This is a genomic window from Paenibacillus sp. JT22N7 (assembly GCF_059383875.1).
The window spans coordinates 1-22881 of record NZ_JBXENY010000012.1; the positions used below are offsets into that span (position 1 = coordinate 1).

The window sequence follows — 22881 nt, forward strand, 5'->3', positions numbered from 1 at the left end:
TGCTGCTCATCATAATGCTTATATTTCTCCGCGAAACGAGCTTTTGCCATTAAGTTGGCAAAGCCGTTTACGCTTGAAATATAAGAATGAATGAGGCATGTCGCTCATCATAATGCTTATATTTCTTCGCGAAACGAGCTTTTGTCACTAAGTTGACAAAGCCGTTTACGCTTGAAATATAAGAATGAATGAGGCATGTCGCTCATCATAATGCTTATATTTCTTCGCGAAACGAGCTTTTGTCACTAAGTTGACAAAGCCGTTTACGCTTGAAATATAAGAATGAATGAGGCATGTCGCTCATCATAATGCTTATATTTCTTCGCGAAACGAGCTTTTGTCACTAAGTTGACAAAGCCGTTTACGCTTGAAAGGGGCGGTAATATTGCGTATGGCTAGGCCTTATTTGCTGTCGCTGGTTTTTGTGCTTGCTGTAATGGCGGGACTTTCCCTGCTGCCGGATATGCGAAAATCCGAGTCGGGGACGGAAGTGGCTGTATTTCGGCCATCTGCTGCAACAAGGCTGACGAACAGCAATCTTGTTGATCTGCTGATTGGCTTGCAGCTGGCTACGCCTATTTTACGGGTGGAGTGGGAGAATTCACTGCTTACGGTGGAGTTTAAAGTGAACGCAACAAAAGGGCTGCCAGTCGAATGGACTCGCGATGTAGAGCAACTGCTGCGGCTTTCTTTTGTGAAGATGGAAAATGTGAACCGGGTGCTGATCCGCTACGCTGTGCCAGCAGATAAGGCCGCTTTGCCGAGCAATGCCGGCAAAGCAAGGGAAGGGCAATCTGAGCTTGCAGACAGCTCAGTGAAATCACGGCTGCTGCTTGCGGCGGATATTCGGCGCACAGACAGCTGGCTTGCAAGCCTTGGGGAGCTTGGCAGCGCTGATCCGCTGCATGATGAAATATGGCGGGAGAGGCTGCGCATGAGCAGCACATCGGAGTGGAAGAAATGGTATGGGCCGGTGCCTACTTATTCTACTAGACCTGCTGCGGAGTAAAGGTTAATGGCCTGCTCCGCCTTTCTGCTTGAAAAAATGCCAATCCTATGGGCAGCTTCATATGCGTCTTACATAAAGTTGTGCTATAATAGTTTAGATTATTGAGCGGCAATATCTGCTTCTCTGTTCGGAGGCTTACCCCATGAAACCGTATCGTGTACCACAATTAGCGAAGAAGTACGTCGATTATGACATGATTCAAAACCATACGCAGCTTCCTGCTTTTCCCGATTCGCGTCTGCACCTGCTTCAAGCATTCCTTAGCGAAACCAGCTTCTATGCCGAGAAGGCCGAGCTATTTGCGCTCGTGCTGTCTTTATTGCAGCTAGGGCTGGATACGCATGATGAAATTGATGTAGAGGATGGAAGTCGCTCGGAGCGCGAAATGCGTTCAAGGCAGCTCAAGGTGCTGGCCGGCGATTATTTCAGCGGCCGATTCTATCAACTGCTCGCACAAGCAGGCGAAATAGCAATGATAGCCAAGATCAGCCAGGCGGTATGCGAAGTCAACGGGCTGAAAATAACCCTTTATTTACGTATGCAGCAGGCTGTCATGCAGGCTGACGATTATTTGAGCAGCATGGTGCAGCTGAAAAGCGGATTGTTTCTTGCCTTTCAGGATTTGCTGGAAGGTGCAGCGGCCCTTTATTGGACGGAGCTGCTCCACGCTTTAAGCCGCTGCGAGATTGTACTGGAGGAGCTTGCACGCAGCAAGGTGCCTGCACTTTTTCACCAGAGCTGGGCTTACTGGCATGTTCTGCAGGTGGGTACGTTGGAAGAGCAACAAACGCTGGAAGGTCAGCAGATTGAGGCTGGTTTCATTAGCGGTCTTTATAACAAATATGATATTCATGCCAAGCTTGCTGCGCTGCTGCAGCAGGCTGTGGAAGATGTCCAGATGATTGCGGCCAAGCTGGAGTCAGACAAGCTGGTTCAGGAGCTGCAGCATATTACGGATGCAGTGCTTTACAAGATTGCGGGATTTGCTCCCGCTCTCAACGAGACGAGGTGACCTTAGACGAATGGATGCAAACTCCAAGGGGCATGTACACGCTGTATTTGAAAACATTGCTCCCAAATATGATTTAATGAATGACCTGCTAAGCTTTCGGCGTCATAAGGCATGGCGGAAATTCACCATGCGCAAAATGAATGTACAGCGTGGCCAGACTGCGCTTGACTTGTGCTGCGGCACCTGTGACTGGACAATATCACTAGCTCAGGCCAGCGGGAGCGGGGCAATCAGTGGCCTTGATTTCAGCCAAAATATGCTGAATGTCGGCCACGAGAAAGTGAAGCAGCTGTCGCTCGACAAGCAAATTACGCTCGTGCAGGGCAATGCGATGCAATTGCCTTATGAGGATAATTCGTTTGATTATGTAACGATTGGCTTCGGCCTGCGCAACGTACCCGACTATTTGCAGGTGCTTAAGGAAATGCACCGCGTCGTGAAGCCGGGTGGACAGGTCGTATGCTTGGAGCTTTCAAAGCCGGGCTGGCAGCCATTCAAGGCCTTATATTATTTATATTTTGAACGGATTTTGCCAATGATCGGCAAGCTGGTAGCCAAGCGATTCCAAGAATACAAATGGCTGCCGGACTCATTAAAGCTTTTTCCTGACCTAAAGCAGCTGTCCGCCTTGTTTGAAGAAGCAGGGCTCGAGCAGGTAAAAGGCTACCCGCTGACTGGAGGCATTGCTGCGCTGCATATAGGCATAAAGGAGAAGAAGCCAACATGATTCGCAAAATACGCATTATTCTTGAAATGATCAAATTTGAGCATACGATATTTGCGCTTCCCTTCGCCTTTATGGGAGCGATTCTGGGCGCTGTTGTTATGGAGCAGCGTCTTCCTTCTTGGGCGGAAATCGGCTGGGTTACATTAGCCATGGTTGGCGCGCGAAGCGCTGCGATGTGCCTCAATCGACTCATTGATGCGGCGATCGATCTGCGCAACCCCCGCACCAGCAACCGCGCCATTCCGGCAGGCTTGCTGAAGTCAGCGGAGGTGCTTTTGTTTACGATTGTATCCTTCGTCCTATTGTTTATTGCTGCGGCCAATCTGGCTCCGCTTGCGATGAAGCTGCTTCCAATTGCTGTCGTATTACTGGTGCTCTACTCTTATACGAAGCGTTTCACTTGGTTGTGCCATGTTTTTCTCGGTTTGACGATCGGGCTGTCGCCACTTGGCGGCTGGGTAGCTGTTACGGGCGGTTTTAACACGGCAGCATGGGTTTTCTATGTGACGATTGCGCTGTGGATTGCCGGTTTCGATATCGTCTATGCAACGCAGGATTACGAGTTTGACCGCAAGGAAGGCTTAAACTCCATTCCTGCCCGGTTTGGCGTAGCGAAGGCGCTGTGGATTGCCCGCAGTTTCCATATAGTGACAGCAGTCGGTTTTATTACGTTATTTATTTTGACAAATTTGAGCTGGGTTTATTTGCTCGGAACGCTGCTTGCCATCGTTATGCTGTTCTATCAGCACTGGCTGGTGCGTCCAAACGATCTTTCCCGCGTTCAGCTTTCGTTTTTCGGAATGAATGGCACATTAAGCGTCGTTCTGTTTTTGTTTGCCATTGTTGATTTGATGGTATTGCACAAATGGTAGGGGGCGGAACTGCTGGCGCGGCAGGCAGATGGGTTGTCGGCATTACCGGGGCGAGCGGCTCGATCTACGGCATTCGGCTGGCAGAGGAACTGCTTAGAACGGGCTTTGACGTCCATCTCGTGGTGACCGAGGCTGGCTGGCGGGTGCTTAAGGAAGAGCTGGGCTGGATGACGAGCCGCAGACAAGCTGCTGTCGAGCTGCATTTTGCAGAGGCAGTGCAGGCGAAGCGGCTTGTTTTGCATCCGAATTCAGATATTGGAGCAAGCATTGCCAGCGGCTCTTTCCGGGTACAGGGAATGGTCGTTGCGCCATGCTCTATGGGGACGCTTGCTTCCATCGCTCACGGCATATCCGATGATTTGCTATCCAGGGCAGCGGATGTAATGCTGAAGGAAGGACGCAAGCTGCTGCTGCTGCCTCGGGAGACACCGCTGCATGCGATTCATCTGGAAAACATGCTGAAGCTTGCAAAACTGGGCGTAACGATTGTTCCAGCTATGCCGGCCTTTTATTATAAGCCGCAATCGATGGAAGACATGATTGATTTTCTGGTTGGCAAATTATTAGACTGCATGGGAATTGAGCATGCTTTGTTTACAAGATGGGGGGATGGGCCTGATGCTGACTAAAGACAGCTTGCCCCTAATGATTGGAGAAATTGATTACGCGAATGCATGGCCGCTCTTTGTTGGCCTTGATCAGCGACTTGACGCTTCTGAGCTGGGGCTGTGCTCCCGCATTCCGGCAGAGCTAAACCGCAAGCTGCGCGAAGGAGAGCTTCAGGCTTCGGCTGTCTCATCCTATGCTTACGGCTTAAACAGCAAAGACTATTTGCTGCTGCCGGAGCTTTGCGTAGGATCGGAGGGCCGGGTTAATTCGGTTCTGCTGTTCCTTAAGCAGCCGATTGAGCAAGTGCGTCCACAGCGAATTGCGGTAACAACCGCTTCAGCCACTTCCGTTAATTTGCTCAAAATTGTGATGAAGCTTTATTACGATCTTGATGCGGAATATATCGCTGCTGAACCGATGCTTGATCAGATGCTTGAAAGTGCGGATGGGGCGCTTATCATTGGCGACCCAGCTATTCATGCCTCGTGGAGAAGTGAAGAACTGCACATCATCGATCTTGGTGAGCTATGGCATCGCTGGACGGGCCTTGGGATGACCTTTGCGGTTGTGGCGGTTCATAAGGAGGCGGCAGCTGCCTTTCCTCGGGAAATTCATGAGCTGCATCAGGCGATGCTTGCGACTAAGCGCCACAATCTTGCCGACTTGTCACCGCTTGTGGACAAGGCTTGCGAGGAGCTTGGCGGCGAACGCGCGTATTGGTTGGACTATTTTACATGTCTGCAATATGATTTCGGACAGAAGCTGCGCGAGGGACTGGCGCTGTATTTCCGTTATGCGACACAATTAGGTCTGCTGGACCATGAGGTTCAGCTGGCGTTCTACGAAGACAATTCTGCCGAATAGGTGAAAGAATGAAACTATTAGATATGTACGCAAAATTAAAAGGCGATATAACGCAAATAGAGAAGGAGCTTGAACGCAGCGTCACTTTCGAGCATAAGCTGCTGAGCGAGGCATCCCTTCATCTGCTCAAGGCAGGCGGCAAAAGGCTGCGTCCTGTTTTTGTGCTGCTTGCCGGCAAGTTTGGGCGCTACAATCTGGAGGTCATGAAAAAAATCGCCGTGCCTCTTGAACTGATCCATATGGCCTCGCTTGTCCATGACGATGTGATAGATGACGCGGCTACCAGACGGGGCCAGCCAACGGTCAAGGCTAAATGGGATAATCGGGTTGCGATGTATACCGGAGATTATATTTTCGGAAGAGCGCTCGTTATCGCTACTGAACTGGGCAACCCGCAAATTCATCAGGTGCTGTCCAAAGCAATTGTGCAAATGGGCATTGGTGAAATGGAGCAAATCCGATATTTTTTCAATACGGACCAAACCATCCGCCATTATTTGCTGCGCATCAGGCGCAAAACCGCATTGCTCATTGCAGTAAGCTGCCAGCTTGGAGCGATTGCAGCAGATGGGGACAGAGAGACGGCAAACCGGCTTTATGAATATGGCTACAATGTGGGAATGGCGTTTCAAATCCGCGATGATTTGCTTGATTTGTTCGGAACCGAGAAGCAGATCGGCAAGCCGCCAGGCTCTGACATAAGACAGGGAAACATTACATTGCCCGTTATTTTGGCTTTGCAGGATGAGGCGACCCGCGAGCGGCTGCTTGTGGAAATCGCCCGTATTCGCGAGCATAATGGCAATGTAGATACGCGAGAAGCGATCGATTTGATCAAAAATAGCAAAGGCATTCATGTCGCTGAGCAGCTCGCTGCAAAGTATGTAGAGAAAGCGCTCGCTGCCTTGAAGGATTTGCCATCCCTTCCGGCGAAGAAGAACTTATCCGATATCGCACATTTTGTCGGCAAACGCAATTATTAATCAAGATGCGAAAAGGAGCTGCTACTAGTGGAAAGAACTTTTTTGATGATTAAGCCTGACGGTGTTCAACGTGGCCTCATTGGAGAAATTATGTCTCGCTTTGAGCGTAAAGGGCTTCAATTGGTTGCAGCTAAGTTTATGACCGTGAGCAACGAGCTGGCACAAAAGCATTACGAGGAGCATGAAGGCAAGCCTTTTTATGAGCCGCTTCTGGATTTTATTACGTCTGGCCCCGTATTTGCGATGGTGTGGCAAGGCGATAACGTCATTGCGCTAACCCGCGCTTTAATTGGCAAGACGAATGCAGTGGATGCGCTTCCAGGCACCATTCGCTCTGATTTTGCTGTACATACGAATTATAATTTGATTCATGGCTCCGATTCTCCCGAAAATGCCGTGCGGGAAATTTCCATTTTCTTCACTCCTGAACAGCTTGTGGAATACGAACAAACGATGCAGCGCTGGGTTTAGCCAGCTGCAATACAAACGGAGGCTGAAGGCTTAATGACGGACGATCGGGATTTTGCAACGTTTATCCAGAAGATGAGAGATAAGACCAACATTGATTTATCGCAATATAAGGAAGCGCAAATGAAACGCAGGCTCACGACGCTGCGTATGAAGCATGGATTCCAGACATTCGATGAATACTGGAGAAAGCTGGAGAATGACCGTACTTTGATGAATGAATTTCTCGACCGGATGACGATTAACGTCTCGGAGTTTTGGCGTAACCCGAACCGGTGGGAAGTGCTGAAAAATCAGTTTTTTCCGGAAATGCTGAAAAACAACAGCCGGTTGAAAATTTGGAGCGCAGCGTGTTCGACGGGCGAGGAGCCTTATACGCTGGCGATGATTTTGACGGAGATTGGTGCCATTGGCAAATCGTCGATTTTGGCGACGGATCTTGATAATATCGTGCTGCAGAAGGCGCAGGAAGGCATTTATTTAGAGCGTTCGCTTAAGGATGTGCCGCCAGCGTTCCGTCAAAAATATTTTGCTCCAGATCATGGGGCTTTTGCCGTCTCGAACGATTTGAAAAAATCGATCCAATTCAAGCAGCAAAATATGCTGCATGATACGTTTGACAGCGGATTCGACCTCATTGTTTGCCGCAATGTTATGATTTATTTTACCGAGGATGCGAAGCGCATTTTGTACCACAAGTTTGCAAAAGCATTGAAGCCGGGCGGCATTTTGTTCGTCGGCAGCACGGAGCAGATTTTTTCGCCAGCCCAGTATGGCTTTGATACGGCGGATACGTTCTTTTACAGAAAAACGAGCAATTAATGTATATCGTCTTCCTTGTTCTCCTATACTAGTGGTAGTCAACACCATTTGGAGGCGGAACGAAAGATGGATAAACGCAAAGTGATTCAAGCCTATAAGCTTGGCATTATATCGATTCAGGAGTGCGCGCAGATTTTGGGACTGGACAGCGGGCAATTGCCTGGATTATTGAAAGCCCAGCAATTCGCTTCCGACTATGCGGATTCGCAGAGCAAGCGCACGGTGAATAGCTAAGGGAAGGCCCATAGAAGGCCATCGTTTGAAAAAGAGCAGGATCAGGTGCCATACCAGGCATCTGATCCTGCTTTTTTTAAACATATTAGGAAAGGATATGATTTTTCGATCCTTTCTCTATATTCCACCCTCGAAACGGTAGCTTTGCCGCCAGAGGACGGCGACAGCCGTTTACGCTTGAGATAAAAATGGCGTTTGAGCGCGGATTGGCGGTGCGCATTTCTTGTCAAACCCGCAAGGCTGTACTATAATGAGCAAAGATGTTTAGGGTAGCTGATGATAGCATGCGCCTAATAATCGGCCAAATGCGCACGCTTGCAGCGCCCCAGGCCATATTAGGTTGTTTGCGTTGAAGGAGGAGCTTTAGGTTGAGTTTACGTTATTTGACAGCGGGGGAAACACATGGTCCCCAATTGACCGCCATTATTGAGGGTCTTCCTAGCAATTTAACTATTGATTTTGAGGAAATTAATTTTCAGCTTCACCGTCGCCAGAAAGGCCATGGCCGGGGTCGTCGCATGCAAATTGAGAAGGATACGGCGAACATTGTCGGCGGCGTTCGTCATGGTCGGACGACTGGCGCTCCTGTAGCGCTAATCGTTGAGAACAATGACTGGAAGCATTGGACGAGCGTAATGAACATCGCCCCGATTGAAGGCGGAGATGAAGAGAAGCGCCGGGTACACCGTCCGCGTCCTGGGCATGCGGATTTGAACGGCGGTTTGAAATATAATTTGAAGGATCTTCGCAACGTACTGGAGCGCTCCAGTGCCCGCGAGACAGCAGCACGCGTAGCGGTAGGCGCGGTTGCACGCCAGCTTCTTGCTGAATTCGGCATTAAAGTGGGCGGACAGGTTATCCGTATTGGCGAAATCGAAGCGCCGGCGAACCAATTGCCGCTGGATGAGCTTATTCGCATTACGGAAGAATCGCCTGTACGCGTTGTTGATAAAGAAACCGAAGAAAAAATGACCGCGTACATTGACCAAATTAAAGCCGAAGGCGATTCTATCGGCGGCGTAGTCGAGTGCATTATTGAAGGCGTGCCAATTGGGCTTGGAAGCCATGTGCAATGGGACCGCAAGCTGGATGCGCGCATCGCGGGCGCTGTCGTTTCGATTAATGCCTTCAAAGGCTGTGAAATCGGCATTGGTTTTGAAGCAGCGAAGCTGCGCGGCTCGCAGGTGCATGACGAGATTTTGTACACAGCGCAGGAAGGTTATACGAGAGCGACGAACCGTCTGGGCGGATTCGAGGGCGGTATGACCAATGGCGAGCAAATCGTCGTCCGCGGCGTAATGAAGCCGATTCCAACGCTTTACAAGCCGCTTCGCAGCGTGGACATTGACACGAAGGAGCCGTTCACGGCGCAAGTCGAACGTTCCGATAGCTGTGCAGTTCCGGCAGCGAGCGTTGTGATGGAGCATGTTGTGGCTTTTGAAGTAGCGAAAGCATTTCTGGAGAAGTTCGGCGGCGATTCCATTGAGGAAATCCGCTCGAACCTGAATCAATACCTTGAGCAAATAGGCAGGTACTAAAGGATGAGAGAGCTAACGGTTGATTTAGGCGAACGCTCTTATCCGATCTATATTGGGGAGGGTCTCCTGCAGGAGGCTCCCTCTTTTTTCGAAAAGCACGGCATTAGCAAAAAATCGCCGCTGCTGATCATCTCCGATGACAAAGTGGCACCCCATTATTTGGAGCCGCTTGCAAACACGCTAAGCGCAGCGGGCTTCCAGCCGTCGACAGCAATCGTTCCGTCAGGTGAAAGCTCGAAGTCTTTAGCGATGCTGGAAGATTTGGTCACGCATGCGCTTAAGGCAGGGCTTGACCGCAAATCGGCGATCGTAGCCCTTGGCGGCGGCGTAGTTGGCGATTTGGCTGGATTCGTAGCAGCGTCTTATATGCGCGGCGTGAAGTTTATTCAAATTCCGACGACGATTTTGGCGCATGACAGCAGCGTTGGCGGCAAAGTGGCAGTCAATCACCCGCTGGCGAAAAATATTATCGGCGCTTTCCATCAACCGGAAATGGTGCTGTATGATCTTAATACGCTTCAGACGCTGCCGCCGCGCGACGTTCGTGCAGGCTTGTCAGAAGTGGTCAAACACGGCTTCATCTGGGACGACGCTTTCGTGCAGTGGTGCGATGAAAACTCTGAGCGTCTGCTGGCGCTTGAACCAGAAGCACTCGGCTATGCCTTGTACAAAGGATGCAGTGTAAAAGCGGCTGTCGTATCCAAGGATGAGCGCGAAAATGACCTGCGTGCGATTTTGAATTTGGGCCATACGATTGGACATGCGCTGGAGGCTGTAGCTGGCTATGGGGAGCTGCTTCATGGCGAGGCGATTTCGATAGGCATGATTGGCTCGGCCAAGCTTGGACTGCGTTATGGAGCGCCTGAGGACGTCTATACAACAACGAAGCGAGTGCTTGCTAAATGCGGGCTTCCGGTGAAGCTGCCGGAGCACTTTGACGTGGACGCGATTATGGAAGCGATGATGCATGACAAAAAGTTCAGCGAAAGCACGATGATTTTCGTGGTGCCGACGGCGATCGGCGAAGTGGAAATCAAGAAGGATGTACCGGCGTCATGGGTTCGGGAAATCGTGGAGGAATTGAAACAGGAGGCCGAGTAATATGAGCGTTAGGGGAATTCGCGGGGCAATTACCGTTGATACAAACGAGAAAGAGCCTATTTTAAAAGCAACACTTGAAATGCTGCATGCCATTGTCGCAGATAATGACGTTCAGCCTGACGATATTTGCAGCGTATTTATTACGGTGACGAATGATTTGGACGATGCTTTTCCGGCCGTGGCTATTCGCCAAATGAGCGGGTGGGAGCTTGTTCCACTGATGTGCGCGCTGGAAGTGCCCGTCAAGGGAAGCCTTGCTCGCTGCATTAGGCTGATGGTTACTGTAAATACGGACAAAACGCAAGCCGAGATTAAACATGTGTACTTGGGAGGAGCCCAAGTGCTTCGTCCAGATTTATCGCAATCCTAATCTAATTGACGATCAGGCACAAGATGTTGTATATTGGATGAAGTGAATGAGACTAGTTGAGTAGCAAGTGAGCAGGTTTTAGTTGAAATTAGATGAGCAGAGCAGAGACGAGCATAGCCAAGTTACGAATATAAAGACTATAGAGCAGAGTGCGTGATGATGAAATATAGATGATGTATAAGTTTAGCGCTTATAATCATATTCTATTTCGTTGCGGGAAGAGCCTATCCATCTTTTCAGATGGCGACAGCTGTTTTCCATTGCGTATGTTTGTACAAGATGCTGCTATAGGTTTATTTGTTGGCTAGCCTTTACTTTTTTGTCCTCATCTTAAATCAACGCCCCTGCCTTGGCAGGGGCGTTTTATTTTGAATGTGACTACACATATCGAGAAGGGGGACGTAACGATGAATAGTGAATTACAGCAAGTGGTCAAGCTCTCTGAGGAATACAATCTCATTCCAATCGTTCGTTATATGATGGCGGATACGGAGACGCCGATTCGGCTGTTTCAGCATTTTGCCAAGGAAAAGCATGCATTTCTGCTTGAAAGTGTAGAGGGCGGCGTGAAATGGGCGCGGTATTCGTTCATTGGAACCGATCCGTTTATGATGCTGTACGGCAAAAACGGCGAAATGATTTTTGAGAAAAATGGTGAAAAAATCAGCTTCGACGATAAGCCGCTAAGCTTGCTGAAGGATCATCTTCGTTACTATCGCAGTCCGGCGATGTCCCATCTTCCACCATTTACGGGCGGGGCTATCGGATTTTTCGGCTATGATTTGCTGCAATATTACGAGAAGCTCCCACCCCACCGCATTGATGATTTGGAAATGAATGATTTGCAGTTTATGTTCTGCGATCAAGTCATCGTCTTCGACCACTTCAAGCAGCAGCTGCAAATTATCGGCAATGTGCATGTGCCGAAGGAGACGACGCAGACGGGCATTGTTCAGTCTTACGGCGTCGAAGAGGCATACAACGCAGCAGTTGCCAAAATCGAAGCGACGGTCGAGCGCCTGCAGCAGCAGGTGAAAATTCCGGTGCCAATCGGTGCTGGCGTGCCGACGATGCCCGAGGTTGGCGATGTGCAGTCCAATTTGACGAAGGAGCAGTTCATTGCCAATGTCGACAAAGCGAAGGAGTATATTCGCGCCGGCGATATTTTCCAGGTGGTGCTGTCCCAGCGCTTCAGCATTGAGACGGATGTTGATCCGCTGCATGTGTACCGCGTACTGCGCACGATGAACCCTTCACCATACATGTATTATTTGAAAATGGGTGAAGAGGTGATTGTGGGAACGTCGCCGGAGGCGCTCGTTAAAGTAGATGGCAGCAAGGTGGAAACCCGCCCAATCGCCGGAACGCGCCCTCGCGGCAAAACGCCGGAGGAGGATCTAGCGCTGGAGCAGGATTTGCTGGCAGACGAGAAGGAGCGCGCGGAGCATCTGATGCTCGTTGACTTAGGCCGCAACGACATCGGCCGTGTATCCGAGTTCGGCTCGGTGAAATGCGATTCCTTCATGGAAATCGAGCGTTATTCCCACGTTATGCATATCGTCTCGAATGTGACGGGCAAGCTGCGGGAGGACAAAGATTTTTACGATGCGTTCCTCTCCTGTCTGCCTGCTGGAACCGTATCCGGCGCACCGAAGCTGCGGGCGATGGAAATTATTGCGGAGCTTGAAAATGAAGCTCGCGGCGCCTACGCTGGAGCCATTGGTTACTTAGGCTTTGGCGGTACGCTCGACACCTGCATCACGATTCGCACGATCATTTTCAAAAATGGCAAAGCCTACGTGCAGAGCGGGGCAGGCATCGTCTGGGATTCTGTTCCGGAAAGCGAATATACCGAAACGGTGAATAAAGCGAAAGCGCTGCTGACGGCCATTCGGGCCGCTGAGCAGCTGTTCGGCAAGCCTGGAGACGCTCGCGACCAGAGCTTCAATGCCATCAATAGCGATTATTACATTAAAGCAGGGGAGGGTTTCGTACAATGACAAACAGCCTAACACCGATTACGATGCAAAGCGCGTTAACCAAATTAATCGGCAGCGAGCATTTGTCACGGGAAGAAGCCCGCTCCGTCATGGATATTATTATGAGCGGGGAAGCGACGCCAGTTCAAATTGCAGGCGTCGTGACCGCGCTGCGCATGAAAGGCGAGACGAAGGACGAAATTACAGGCTTTGCCCAGGCGATGCGTGCGCATTCGAGCCATGTGCAGACCGAGCAGGAAGGGCTGCTTGATACGTGCGGCACAGGCGGCTCCGGCATTCATAAGTTCAATATTTCAACGTCATCGGCAATTATTGCGGCTGCGGCTGGCATTCGCGTAGCCAAGCATGGCAATCGCGCAATGTCCGGCAAAGCTGGAAGCGCTGATGTGCTGGAGGCGCTGGGCGTCCAAATTACGCTTACGCCTGAGCAAGCGGAGGAATGCTTGCAGCAAGTGGGCATCTGCTTCATGTTCGCGCAGCTGTACCATCCATCGCTTCGCCATGCTTCTGTTCCGCGTAAAGAGCTGGGCATCCGCACGATTTTTAATATGCTGGGCCCGCTGACGAATCCTGCTGGTGCTGATCGCCAGCTAATCGGCTTGTATGATTATAAGAAAACGGACACCGTCGCTTCGGTGCTGGCAGAGCTTGGCGTCAAGCGCGCGATGGTCGTCAGCAGCAATGACGGGCTGGACGAAATCAGCATTTCGGCGCCGACTAGAGTCTCGGAGCTGCGAAGTGGCGAGGTTCGCACGTATGAAATTACGCCGGAGGAGCTAGGCTTGACCCGCTATCCGATTAGCGAGGTGCTGGGCGGCGATCCTGCGGCCAATGCGTCTATTATTCGCGGCATATTCAGCGGCGAGCAGCGCGGTGCTTATCGCGATATCGTGCTTGCGAATGCAGGGGCTTGCATTTATGTGGGCGGAGCTGCTGCGAGCTTGACAGATGGTGTTAAAATTGCGGCGGATATGATTGATTCCGGATTAGCCGAGCAAAAACTGCTGGGCCTGATTCAAACGACAGGAGAGCTGACCCATGTTTTTGGATAAAATCGTAGTAACGAAGCGCGAAGAGGTAGAAGCGTTGTCCGCCACTTTCCAATTAGCGGAATATGAGCGGACGATTGCCGAGCTTGCTCCGTGCCGCGGCTTTGAGCGCGCATTGACTGCGGGCCGCAAGCGCACGGTTGGACTCATTGCCGAGGTGAAAAAAGCTTCGCCGTCTAAAGGTCTGATTCGCCCTGAATTTCATCCGGCGGAACTGGCAGCTGCATATGAGCAGGCCGGCGCGGATTGTATTTCTGTGCTGACGGACCAGCAATATTTTCAAGGGGCCAATGCGTATTTGACGCTCGTGAAGGATACGGTCGACATTCCGCTGCTTCGCAAGGACTTCATTATTGATTACCGCCAAGTGTATGAGGCGAGAGTCATTGGCGCGGATGCGATTTTGCTCATTGCGGCGATATTGACGAAGCAGCAAATGGCGGAGCTGTATGATACGGCAACGGCGCTTGGCATGGATGTGCTGGTCGAGGTGCATAACCGCGAGGAGCTGGAAACGGTGCTTGAGCTGAATAAAGCGACGCTTATCGGGGTGAACAATCGCGATCTGAAAAGCTTTGTCACCGATTTGCGTACGACGGAGCAGCTGATCGGCTTGATGCCGCAAGGTGTGACCGTTATTAGCGAGAGCGGCATTGCTGGCCCGGCAGATATGGATTATTTGCAAGGCGTTGGTGCGCAGGGCGTTCTTATTGGCGAACATTTTATGCGCCAACCCGATGCTGGCCAGGCTATTATCGATTTGATGGGGCCGGTGAGCCGCTAGTGCAGACGCAGACGACACCTCGGATCAAAATTTGCGGCCTGAAGATTGCCGAGACGATTCAGCAAATGGACGGGCTGCCATTCCATGACATTGGATTTGTATTTGCACCTAGCAAGCGTCAAGTGCTGCCTGCGCAAGCAGCGGAGCTGATTGAGGCTGTACACGCCTTGAAGGCGGCAGATGGGCAGCGTCCCCAAACCGTCGGCGTATTCGTAAATCCTGAGCTGGAGGAACTGCGCGAGACGCTCGCTATCGCTCCGCTTGATGTGGTGCAGCTGCATGGCAGCGAAACGCCTGCTTTTTGCCAAACGGTGCGTGAGCAATTTGCGGTGAAGGTGTGGAAAGTATTTTCTATACGCAATGAAACGGTTGTTCAGTCTGAGGAGGACACAGGCACGGGAGCCGACAAGGGTACTGGCGATCATGCTAGTGCGAATGAGGCAGCAGCCCGCCTTGCTCCATATAGCGGCAAAGTTGATGCTGTGCTGATCGACACGGCCGGGGGCGGAACGGGCAAAGCGTTCAACTGGCAAGTTATTGATGACTACCAGACTGCGGCAGCGCAGCTGAATGTGCCGCTTTATGTAGCGGGCGGTCTGAACCCGGACAATGTACATGAATTGTTAGCTGCGCATGCTCCCAGTGGCCTTGATGTGTCCAGCGGAGTAGAGACGGACGGCGTTAAAGATATCGAGAAAATTAGATTATTCGTCAGAAAGGTGATGCAACGATGAACCGAGTACCGGATGAAAATGGTCGTTTCGGCAAGTTTGGCGGCCGTTATGTTCCCGAGACGTTGATGAACGCACTGCTTGAGCTGGAGGAAGCGTACAACCACTATTCCAAGGATGAATCATTCCAAGAGGAAATCCGCAATCTACTGCATAAATATTCGGGAAGACCTACATCGCTCTATTATGCAGAGCGCCTGAGCGAGCAGCTTGGCGGCGCTAAAATTTATTTGAAGCGCGAGGATTTGAACCATACGGGCGCCCACAAAATCAACAACACAATTGGTCAGGGCGTCCTGGCGAAGCGCATGGGCAAAACGAAAATTATTGCTGAAACGGGCGCAGGCCAGCACGGCGTTGCTTCGGCAACGATTGCAGCTTTGCTTGGACTGGAATGCAAAGTATTTATGGGCGAGGAAGATATGAAGCGCCAGCAGCTCAACGTATTCCGCATGCAGCTGCTTGGGGCGGAAGTCGTGCCCGTTCTTTCGGGAACGCGCACGCTTAAGGATGCCTGTAATGAAACGCTCCGCTACTGGGTTAGCCATGTAGACGATACGTATTATATTTTGGGTTCGGCGACAGGGCCGCATCCATATCCGATGATCGTCCGCGATTTTCAGCGGATTATCGGTGACGAATCGCGCAAGCAAATTGTGGCAGAAGAAGGACGTCTGCCGGATTATGTAGTAGCAGCGGTTGGCGGCGGCAGCAATGCGATCGGTATTTTCTACCCGTTCATTGAAGATGCGGATGTGCGTTTAATTGGTGTAGAAGCAGCGGGACGTGGAGTAGAGACAGAGGAGCATGCGGCTACAATGACGAAAGGCCGCCATGGCGTATTCCAAGGCTCGCTGAGCTATGTGCTGCAGGATGATAACGGACAAGTGCTGCCTGCGCATTCGATTTCGGCTGGTCTTGACTATCCGGGCATTGGCCCTGAGCATTCCTATTTGAAGGATTCGGGCCGTGCGGAATATTTCCCGATTACCGATGACGAGGCGATGGATGCCTTGCAATTGCTGTCGCGGACAGAAGGCATCATTCCGGCGCTTGAGTCGGCACATGCGATTGCCCAGACGGTCAAGCTGGCTCCAACGCTTGCTAAAGATAAAATTATCGTTGTCAGCCTGTCGGGACGCGGCGATAAAGATGTAGAGACGATTATGAGCAAGCTGGGAGGCGCAGTCGATGAATCTCATTGATACGGTATTTGCAAAGCTACGGGAGGAGAAGCGTACCGCGCTGATCCCTTTTTTAACAGTGGGCGATCCTGACTTGAACACGTCGCTGGCCATTATTAAGCAGCTAGAGGAGTCTGGCGCCGATCTAATCGAGCTGGGCGTTCCTTATTCTGATCCGCTTGCCGATGGTCCCGTTATTCAACGGGCATCCGAGCGTGCTTTGAGAAGCAGCATTACGCTGCGCGACTGCATTGAAGCTGCGGCGCAAGCGCGCGAAGCGGGCGTGAAGCTGCCATTCATTTTGTTTACTTATTTCAATCCGGTGCTCCAATTCGGTCTGGAAGCTTTTATGGAGCTGGTCAAAAATAAAGAAATCAGCGGTCTAATCATTCCCGACCTGCCGATCGAAGAGGATGCCGAGGTTCGCCAGTTGGCGGAAGCGGCAGGCATTCATCTCATTCCGCTCGTAGCTCCGACCTCCAAGGATCGCGTCGTACGTATTTCGCAAAAAGCTAAAGGCTTCGTGTATTGCGTCTCCTCGCTGGGCGTAACGGGCGTGCGGGCTGAATTCCACAGTGGGATCGACGATTTCCTCGCTACCGTGCGGGAAGCGACCGATCTGCCGATCGCAGTTGGCTTCGGCATTTCGAGCCGCGAGCAAGTAGAGCGTTTCTCCAAGCAATGCGACGGGGTTGTCGTTGGCAGCGCGATCGTACGCAAAATTGAAGAATCCATTCCGCTGCTCGAAGAGGAGAGCACTCGCGCAGCAGGCTTGAAGCAGATCGGCGAGTTTGTAGCCGCGCTGAAAGGCTAGGGCATACTTAACCTCTTATCGGGAGGCATAGTTTAAGAGGTGCAGAATACGAACGTATTCTGCATCTCTTTTTTTAAATATAGGAAAGGATATGAATGTTCTCATCCTTTCTCTATACGTATCGCCAAAACGATGGCGTCTAATAGAAAGGATGCCGCCAGGCGTTTTTCTTAAAATATAAGAAATTATAAGTTTCACTCTTATAATCGGCTTATATTCCACCCTCGAAACGGAAGCTTTGCCGCCAGAGGACGGCGAAAGCCGTTTACGCTTGTGTCATCTCAAAAATAACATTGATCATGCTCAAAAAATGGCATATACTACTTATAGACCGACCGACGGTCTATAGAAGGGAGCGACTAAGCGGAAGATGCGTATACTGAAAGACCCGGAAGAGCGCAAAAATGAAATTTTAGATACAGCAGAAATGCTTTTTTATACGAAAGGCTACAATAAAACGACGATCAATGACATCCTACAGGAGATCGGCATTGCGAAGGGGACGTTTTATTATTACTTTAAATCCAAAGAGGAAGTTATGGATGCGATCATTATGCGGATCGTCGCAGCGGATGTGGCCGCTGCAAGGGGCATAGCCTCTAACCCGGAGTTGCCGACCTTGGTCAAATTATTTCAAATTTTGATGGCTCAGAAGCCTAAGCATGGTGACCGTAAGGAACAACTGCTGGAGCAATTCCATCAGGTCGGCAATGCAGAAATGCATCAGAAAAGCCTCGTGCAGACGATTGTTCACTTGACGCCAGTGTTAACAACTGTCATTGAGCAAGGCATAGAGGAGCATATTTTTCAAACCGAATTTCCACAGGAGACGGTGGAATTTTTAATCGTATCCTCCACTTTTCTGTTCGATGAAGGTTTATTCGAATGGCAGCCTGCGGAAATCATCCAGAAGGCGAAAGCTTTTATTCATGTGATGGAAACGACGCTAGGCGCGAGAAAAGGCAGCTTTGATTTTATTTATGAAATGCTGACGAACGGGGAATGACCTGATTTATTGCCGCATCCGACTCCATCTTACAAGTAGAGCTGTTAGCGTGCCCAGTATTCCGAAACCGTCAAATGGCGGGGGACGTTTGGATGCTGGCTTATTTTTTCGAACTTTATAGACTGACGGTCAGTCTATTGTCCGAATTCATTTATTTTTCCAAAGGGGGAGCTTGCAAATGTTACAAAATAACGTAAAAAGGGTGCCGTTCACGCGAAGCTTTCAGCTGCTTATTTTAGGGCAAATGATTTCCATTCTGGGCAGCGCGCTGCTGCGCTTTGGGCTGTCGCTGTATGCGCTAGACCTAACAGGGCGAGCAGATATTTATGGGACTCTTTATGCGGTGTCCAGCATCCCGCTGCTGCTGTCGCCAATTGGCGGGGCCATCGCTGACCGCTTCAATCGCCGTAATTTAATCGTTCTATTCGATTTTGGAGGCGGCATCGTCGTTCTGGGCTTTATGCTCCTATTGGCAGCAGGGGACGCGCCTGTTGTTGTTATTGGTATTGTGATGGTGCTGCTTTCACTGATCAGCGCGATGTACCAGCCTGCTGTGCAGGCGAGCATCCCGCAGCTGGTGCAGGAGAGCCAGCTGGAGCAGGCCAATGGAATGGTGAATGGCATCGGCGCTTTGGCCCAAATGGCTGCCCCGGTGCTTGGCGGCATTCTGTATGGTGTTCTTGGCCTGCACACATTGATGATCGGAAGCGGTATCGCTTTTTTGCTGTCAGCTCTCATGCAGCTATTTATTAAAATCCCGTTTGTGAAACGCGAGCAGAAGGGAAATATCGTCGCAACGCTTGCAGCCGATATGAAAGCAGGGATGGCCTATGTAGTCCAGCGGCGCCCGATCTTGAAAGCGATGGTATTAGCGGCGCTGCTCAATTTTATTTTAACGCCGTTTTTCGTTGTGGGCGGGCCGATTATTTTGCGGGTTACGATGCAAAGCAGCGATACGCTTTACGGAGTTGGCATGGGCATTGTGGAATGCAGCACGATTTTGGGCGCACTGACGATTGGCTTTTTCGCGAGAAAAATGCAAATGAGCACCTTATACCGGTGGCTGCTCGTCATAGCCGCATGGCTGCTGCCAATGTCATTGTCGCTGACGCCATGGATGCTGGGGCTCGGCTATTATCCCGCTTATATGCTGTTTATGGCAAGCGTTGTTCCCATCGCGATGGCGTTGACGATGATTTCAATTTTTGTGCTGACCCGGGTGCAAAAGCAGACACCTAATGAGCTGCTTGGCAAGGTGATGGCCATTATTATGGCGGTTGCCCAAATAGCAGCTCCTGTTGGGCAAATCGTATACGGAGAGCTGTTTGAAATATTCAGCTTACAGGTGTATATTCCTGCCCTGCTTATGTTCGCAGCCCTGCTTTTAACAGCTTGGCTGACAAAGAGGTTTTATCAAAATCAAATAGGGGAGGAAGAGCAAGATGCTAGGAACGATGTGGAGAAAAGATATCGCTAACAATAAGCTGATTACCGCTATTTTATTTATATTTATTATGATTTCCTCGCTGCTCGTGGCAAGCAGTGCAAGCATGCTGCTGGAGCTGTTCCGTTCGGTGGATGACTGGTTTGAGAAAGCGGCTGTCCCCCATTTTGTCCAAATGCATGCCGGGGAAATCGACCAGCGGGAAATAGAGGCTTTTGCAAACGGCAGTAAGCTAGTGAAGGATCAGCAAACGGTCGAGATGATTTCTATTGAGCCGGCTCATGTTTATTTTGGCGCGAGTGGTGAGTCAGAGGCAGGCAGCGTCATGGAAATGAGCATTGTAAAGCAAAATAAAGCGTTTGATTTTTTACTTGATTTAACCAATAACAGGCTGGATGTGCTTCCAGGCGAAATAGCGGTGCCGATTTATTTTAAGCAGCAGCAGGGACTGGAAATCGGGGATACGATGCGGATTGCCAAAGGTTCCTTTAGCATGACTTTTACGATAGCGGATTTTGTTAGGGATGCCCAGATGAATCCGTCTATTGTCAGCTCGAAGCGTATCGTTGTGAGCGATTCGGATTGGGAGACGCTTAAGGGCTACTTTGCCGAAAAAGAATATTTGATCGAATTTCTGCTGCATGATGGGGAGCGAACTAGCGAATTTGAACAGCTTTATCAATCATCTGGACTTCCCCACCAAGGACCCGCCATTACATCCGCCCAATTTCGGCTATTGAATGCGCTGACCGACGGCGTTGCGGCCGTTGTTATTCTTTTAGCCAGCTTGCTGCTGATTGCGATCGCCTTTCTCTGCCTGCGGTTCACGATGCTTGCTGCGATGGAGGAGGATTTTTATGAGATTGGCGTTATGAAGGCGATTGGGATGGCTGGAGAGCATATCCGCCGGCTATATTTAATGAAATATCGGATGATCGCTTTGCTGGCTAGTTTGGCAGGGTATGTGCTGTCCCTATTTACAGAGCGGGCTTTCATAGCGAATCGGAGCCTATATATGGGCACAGCTGAAAAAAATGCGCTTAGCTACACCGTCCCCTTGCTGGGAGCGGTCTGTATTTTTCTACTAGTGATGATGTTCTGCCGCTTCGTTTTGCGGAGATTTAAGCGAATATCGGCCGTTGAAGCTCTGCGTTCAGGCAGCATTCCGTCCAAAGGAGGGATGTCAGGACTGTTGAAGCTCCATCGCAGCCGGGTTATCCCTGTCCATCTATTTGTCGGCATGCAGGATGTGTTCGTCCGGATTAGAACCTTCGGCTTGCTGGGCCTCGTGTTTACGCTTTGTTTCTTCCTTATCATTGTGCCGGCAAATTTTTTGAATACGATGAAATCGCCTGATTTTATAACATATATGGGAGCCGGGAGGAGTGATATTCAAATCGATATGCGGCAGACAAGCGACGCAGCGCAGCGGTACAACGATATGCTCGCCTATATACAAAACGACAGCGATGTAGAAAAGTATTCGCCGCTCGTAACGAGCTCTTATAAGCTGCGCAGCGAGGATGGCGTCTATGAAAATGTGAGCGTGCAAACGGGCGATTTTTCGCTGTTCCCGCTAGCCTATTTAAGCGGGGCTGCGCCTGCTCAAAATGATGAAATGGCTCTTTCTTATCTCCATGCGAAGGAGCGCGGCAAGCAGCTTGGCGACACGCTAACGCTCCTCGCAGCCGGGAAAGAACGAGAGCTGAAGATTACGGGCATTTATCAGGATGTGACCAATGGCGGCAAGACGGCGAAGGCGCTGCTGCCTTACGAAGCACAGTCCGTTCTCTGGTACATGGTCAGCCTGAATGTAAAGCCGGGCGTGGCCATTGGTGAGAAAACAGCGGAATACGCAGCGGCCTTTCATCCGGCAAAGGTGACGCTTATGGAAGATTATTTGTCCCAGACGTTAAGCTCCACCATAAGCCAGCTGCAAAAAATAACGGTGCTCACCTCGACAGCAGCTCTCGTGATCGCGATACTGATTACCGCCTTATTTTTCAACATGCTAATCGTGAAAGACGCTTCCGACATCGTCATTATGAGAAGCCTTGGATTTTCCTTGAAACAGATCAGACTGCAATACATTATCCGCTCGCTGGTCGTATTACTGGCGGGAATGGTGTTAGGCACCGCAGCAGCAGGAACCCTTGGGCAGGGTGCAGTCAGCGTGCTGATGTCCTTTATGGGCGCAGCCCGCGTCGCGTTTGTCGTAAATCCGCTTGTGGCTTACATATGGATTCCGCTGGCACTTATCGTTGTCGTAATCATAACGACATTATTCAGCAGTTTAGCTGTAACGGGAGCTGGCAAAGGCGCTGGCGCAGCAAAATCATTTTCGAAATGAGGGCATTGTGATGACAAATGTGTTAGAGGCGAAAAAGGTTAACAAAAGCTACTCCTTAGGCAAAAATAACGAACAGCCTGTGCTGAAAAATGTGAATTTGGAATTGCAGGCAGGTGAGTTCGTATCTATAATGGGGCCTTCTGGCTGCGGCAAGTCGACCCTGCTGCAGATCATTAGCGGGATGGATAAAATGACGTCCGGCAGCGTTGCCATACAAGGGCAAGAGATCGGCAGTCTATCCGAAGAGCGGTTGGCCCAGCTTCGCTTGAGCAAAATGGGATTTATTTTTCAGCAGAGCGGTTTTTTGAAAAATCTCAGTCTGCTTGACAATATTATTTTGCCCGCTTATATGGCGAAAGAAGAGAGCCGGGCTGCTATCAACAGGCGTGCCAGCGAGCTGATGAAGCGGACAGGCATTGCGCAGCTGGCCCATGTGGACAAGTCGCAAGTATCAGGTGGACAGCTCCAGCGGGCGGCCATTTGCCGGGCGCTCATCAACAGGCCGCAATTGGTGTTTGGCGATGAGCCGACGGGGGCGCTTAATTCCAAGGCGAGCGATGAGGTCATGGATATTTTAGCGGAAATGAATGCTGCAGGGACGACGATTATGCTGGTAACCCATGATGCGAAGGTAGCTGCCAAAACACAGCGTGTGCTATTTATGTTGGACGGATGCATCGTTGGCGAACGCCGGCTCGGTCAGCTCGGACAGGCCGAATTGAAGGAGCGGGAGGCAAAATTGTCATCCTGGCTTGCTGAGATGGGATTTTAGATTTTTTCTTTGGGGCTGGCTCGATCAATTGCAATAGAACATCTTTTAAAGCGGGACAAGATGTGAGACAATAAGCTTTATGCAATTGATATTTATATATCAATTAATGTGTTGATATATTAAGAAGAGGTGATCGGC

The 22881-nt window shown here is 50.5% G+C and carries 23 protein-coding genes; all 23 read left to right on the forward strand.

Annotation, left to right across the window (positions count from 1 at the left end):
* Nucleotides 1-385 precede the first annotated feature (385 nt).
* On the forward strand, nt 386-1009 hold the full coding sequence (locus AC50Y5_RS26980; protein WP_494864315.1) for a hypothetical protein: 624 nt from the start codon (nt 386-388) through the stop codon (nt 1007-1009).
* A gap of 142 nt (nt 1010-1151) precedes the next feature.
* Nucleotides 1152-2021, forward strand: coding sequence for a heptaprenyl diphosphate synthase component 1 (locus AC50Y5_RS26985; RefSeq protein WP_056028808.1), 870 nt, complete (start codon nt 1152-1154; stop codon nt 2019-2021).
* Nucleotides 2022-2031: 10 nt separating this feature from the next.
* Complete coding sequence (locus AC50Y5_RS26990; protein ID WP_056028806.1) at nt 2032-2748, forward strand: demethylmenaquinone methyltransferase; 717 nt, start codon at nt 2032-2034, stop codon at nt 2746-2748.
* The gene (locus AC50Y5_RS26995; RefSeq protein ID WP_056028804.1) at nt 2745-3620 is read left to right on the forward strand and encodes a UbiA-like polyprenyltransferase; all 876 of its coding nucleotides are present in this window, start codon (nt 2745-2747) and stop codon (nt 3618-3620) included. The genes AC50Y5_RS26990 and AC50Y5_RS26995 overlap by 4 nt, the downstream gene beginning before the upstream one ends.
* A complete protein-coding gene (locus AC50Y5_RS27000; RefSeq protein WP_494864318.1) occupies nt 3614-4249 on the forward strand; it encodes a UbiX family flavin prenyltransferase in 636 nt (211 codons plus the stop codon). Before AC50Y5_RS26995 ends, AC50Y5_RS27000 begins: the two co-directional genes overlap by 7 nt.
* The gene (locus AC50Y5_RS27005) at nt 4239-5093 is read left to right on the forward strand and encodes a menaquinone biosynthesis protein (RefSeq protein WP_056028800.1); all 855 of its coding nucleotides are present in this window, start codon (nt 4239-4241) and stop codon (nt 5091-5093) included. Before AC50Y5_RS27000 ends, AC50Y5_RS27005 begins: the two co-directional genes overlap by 11 nt.
* A gap of 8 nt (nt 5094-5101) precedes the next feature.
* The gene (locus AC50Y5_RS27010; protein WP_056028798.1) at nt 5102-6076 is read left to right on the forward strand and encodes a polyprenyl synthetase family protein; all 975 of its coding nucleotides are present in this window, start codon (nt 5102-5104) and stop codon (nt 6074-6076) included.
* A 27-nt stretch (nt 6077-6103) separates the two neighbouring features.
* On the forward strand, nt 6104-6547 hold the full coding sequence (gene ndk, locus AC50Y5_RS27015) for a nucleoside-diphosphate kinase (RefSeq protein WP_056028796.1): 444 nt from the start codon (nt 6104-6106) through the stop codon (nt 6545-6547).
* Nucleotides 6548-6580: 33 nt separating this feature from the next.
* Nucleotides 6581-7366: a CheR family methyltransferase gene (locus AC50Y5_RS27020; RefSeq protein WP_056028794.1), complete on the forward strand. Its 786-nt coding sequence runs from the start codon at nt 6581-6583 to the stop codon at nt 7364-7366.
* A 66-nt stretch (nt 7367-7432) separates the two neighbouring features.
* A complete protein-coding gene (locus AC50Y5_RS27025) occupies nt 7433-7600 on the forward strand; it encodes a hypothetical protein (protein ID WP_150131589.1) in 168 nt (55 codons plus the stop codon).
* Nucleotides 7601-7968: 368 nt separating this feature from the next.
* Nucleotides 7969-9138, forward strand: coding sequence for a chorismate synthase (gene aroC, locus AC50Y5_RS27030; protein ID WP_056028792.1), 1170 nt, complete (start codon nt 7969-7971; stop codon nt 9136-9138).
* Between the two features lie 3 nt (nt 9139-9141).
* Nucleotides 9142-10239 carry a 3-dehydroquinate synthase gene (gene aroB / locus AC50Y5_RS27035; RefSeq protein WP_494864330.1) on the forward strand — a complete coding sequence of 366 codons (1098 nt, stop codon included), beginning with the start codon at nt 9142-9144 and terminating at the stop codon, nt 10237-10239.
* Between the two features lies 1 nt (nt 10240).
* The gene (gene aroH / locus AC50Y5_RS27040; RefSeq protein ID WP_056028788.1) at nt 10241-10609 is read left to right on the forward strand and encodes a chorismate mutase; all 369 of its coding nucleotides are present in this window, start codon (nt 10241-10243) and stop codon (nt 10607-10609) included.
* Nucleotides 10610-11016: 407 nt separating this feature from the next.
* Nucleotides 11017-12609, forward strand: coding sequence for an anthranilate synthase component I (gene trpE / locus AC50Y5_RS27045; RefSeq protein WP_056028786.1), 1593 nt, complete (start codon nt 11017-11019; stop codon nt 12607-12609).
* Complete coding sequence (gene trpD / locus AC50Y5_RS27050) at nt 12606-13661, forward strand: anthranilate phosphoribosyltransferase (protein ID WP_494864333.1); 1056 nt, start codon at nt 12606-12608, stop codon at nt 13659-13661. The genes trpE and trpD overlap by 4 nt, the downstream gene beginning before the upstream one ends.
* Nucleotides 13648-14442: an indole-3-glycerol phosphate synthase TrpC gene (gene trpC, locus AC50Y5_RS27055; RefSeq protein ID WP_494864335.1), complete on the forward strand. Its 795-nt coding sequence runs from the start codon at nt 13648-13650 to the stop codon at nt 14440-14442. The genes trpD and trpC overlap by 14 nt, the downstream gene beginning before the upstream one ends.
* Nucleotides 14442-15176, forward strand: a complete 735-nt coding sequence (locus tag AC50Y5_RS27060; RefSeq protein ID WP_494864337.1) for a phosphoribosylanthranilate isomerase — start codon at nt 14442-14444, stop codon at nt 15174-15176. The genes trpC and AC50Y5_RS27060 overlap by 1 nt, the downstream gene beginning before the upstream one ends.
* Nucleotides 15173-16378 carry a tryptophan synthase subunit beta gene (gene trpB, locus AC50Y5_RS27065; protein WP_056028780.1) on the forward strand — a complete coding sequence of 402 codons (1206 nt, stop codon included), beginning with the start codon at nt 15173-15175 and terminating at the stop codon, nt 16376-16378. Before AC50Y5_RS27060 ends, trpB begins: the two co-directional genes overlap by 4 nt.
* The gene (trpA, locus tag AC50Y5_RS27070) at nt 16365-17171 is read left to right on the forward strand and encodes a tryptophan synthase subunit alpha (protein WP_056028778.1); all 807 of its coding nucleotides are present in this window, start codon (nt 16365-16367) and stop codon (nt 17169-17171) included. Before trpB ends, trpA begins: the two co-directional genes overlap by 14 nt.
* Nucleotides 17172-17541: 370 nt before the next feature.
* A complete protein-coding gene (locus AC50Y5_RS27075; protein ID WP_494864340.1) occupies nt 17542-18177 on the forward strand; it encodes a TetR/AcrR family transcriptional regulator in 636 nt (211 codons plus the stop codon).
* A gap of 178 nt (nt 18178-18355) precedes the next feature.
* On the forward strand, nt 18356-19654 hold the full coding sequence (locus AC50Y5_RS27080) for an MFS transporter (RefSeq protein WP_494864346.1): 1299 nt from the start codon (nt 18356-18358) through the stop codon (nt 19652-19654).
* Entirely contained in the window at nt 19620-21971 is a 2352-nt protein-coding gene (locus AC50Y5_RS27085) for an FtsX-like permease family protein (RefSeq protein ID WP_494864349.1), read from the forward strand. Before AC50Y5_RS27080 ends, AC50Y5_RS27085 begins: the two co-directional genes overlap by 35 nt.
* A 10-nt stretch (nt 21972-21981) precedes the next feature.
* Entirely contained in the window at nt 21982-22743 is a 762-nt protein-coding gene (locus AC50Y5_RS27090; RefSeq protein ID WP_056028770.1) for an ABC transporter ATP-binding protein, read from the forward strand.
* Nucleotides 22744-22881 lie beyond the last annotated feature (138 nt).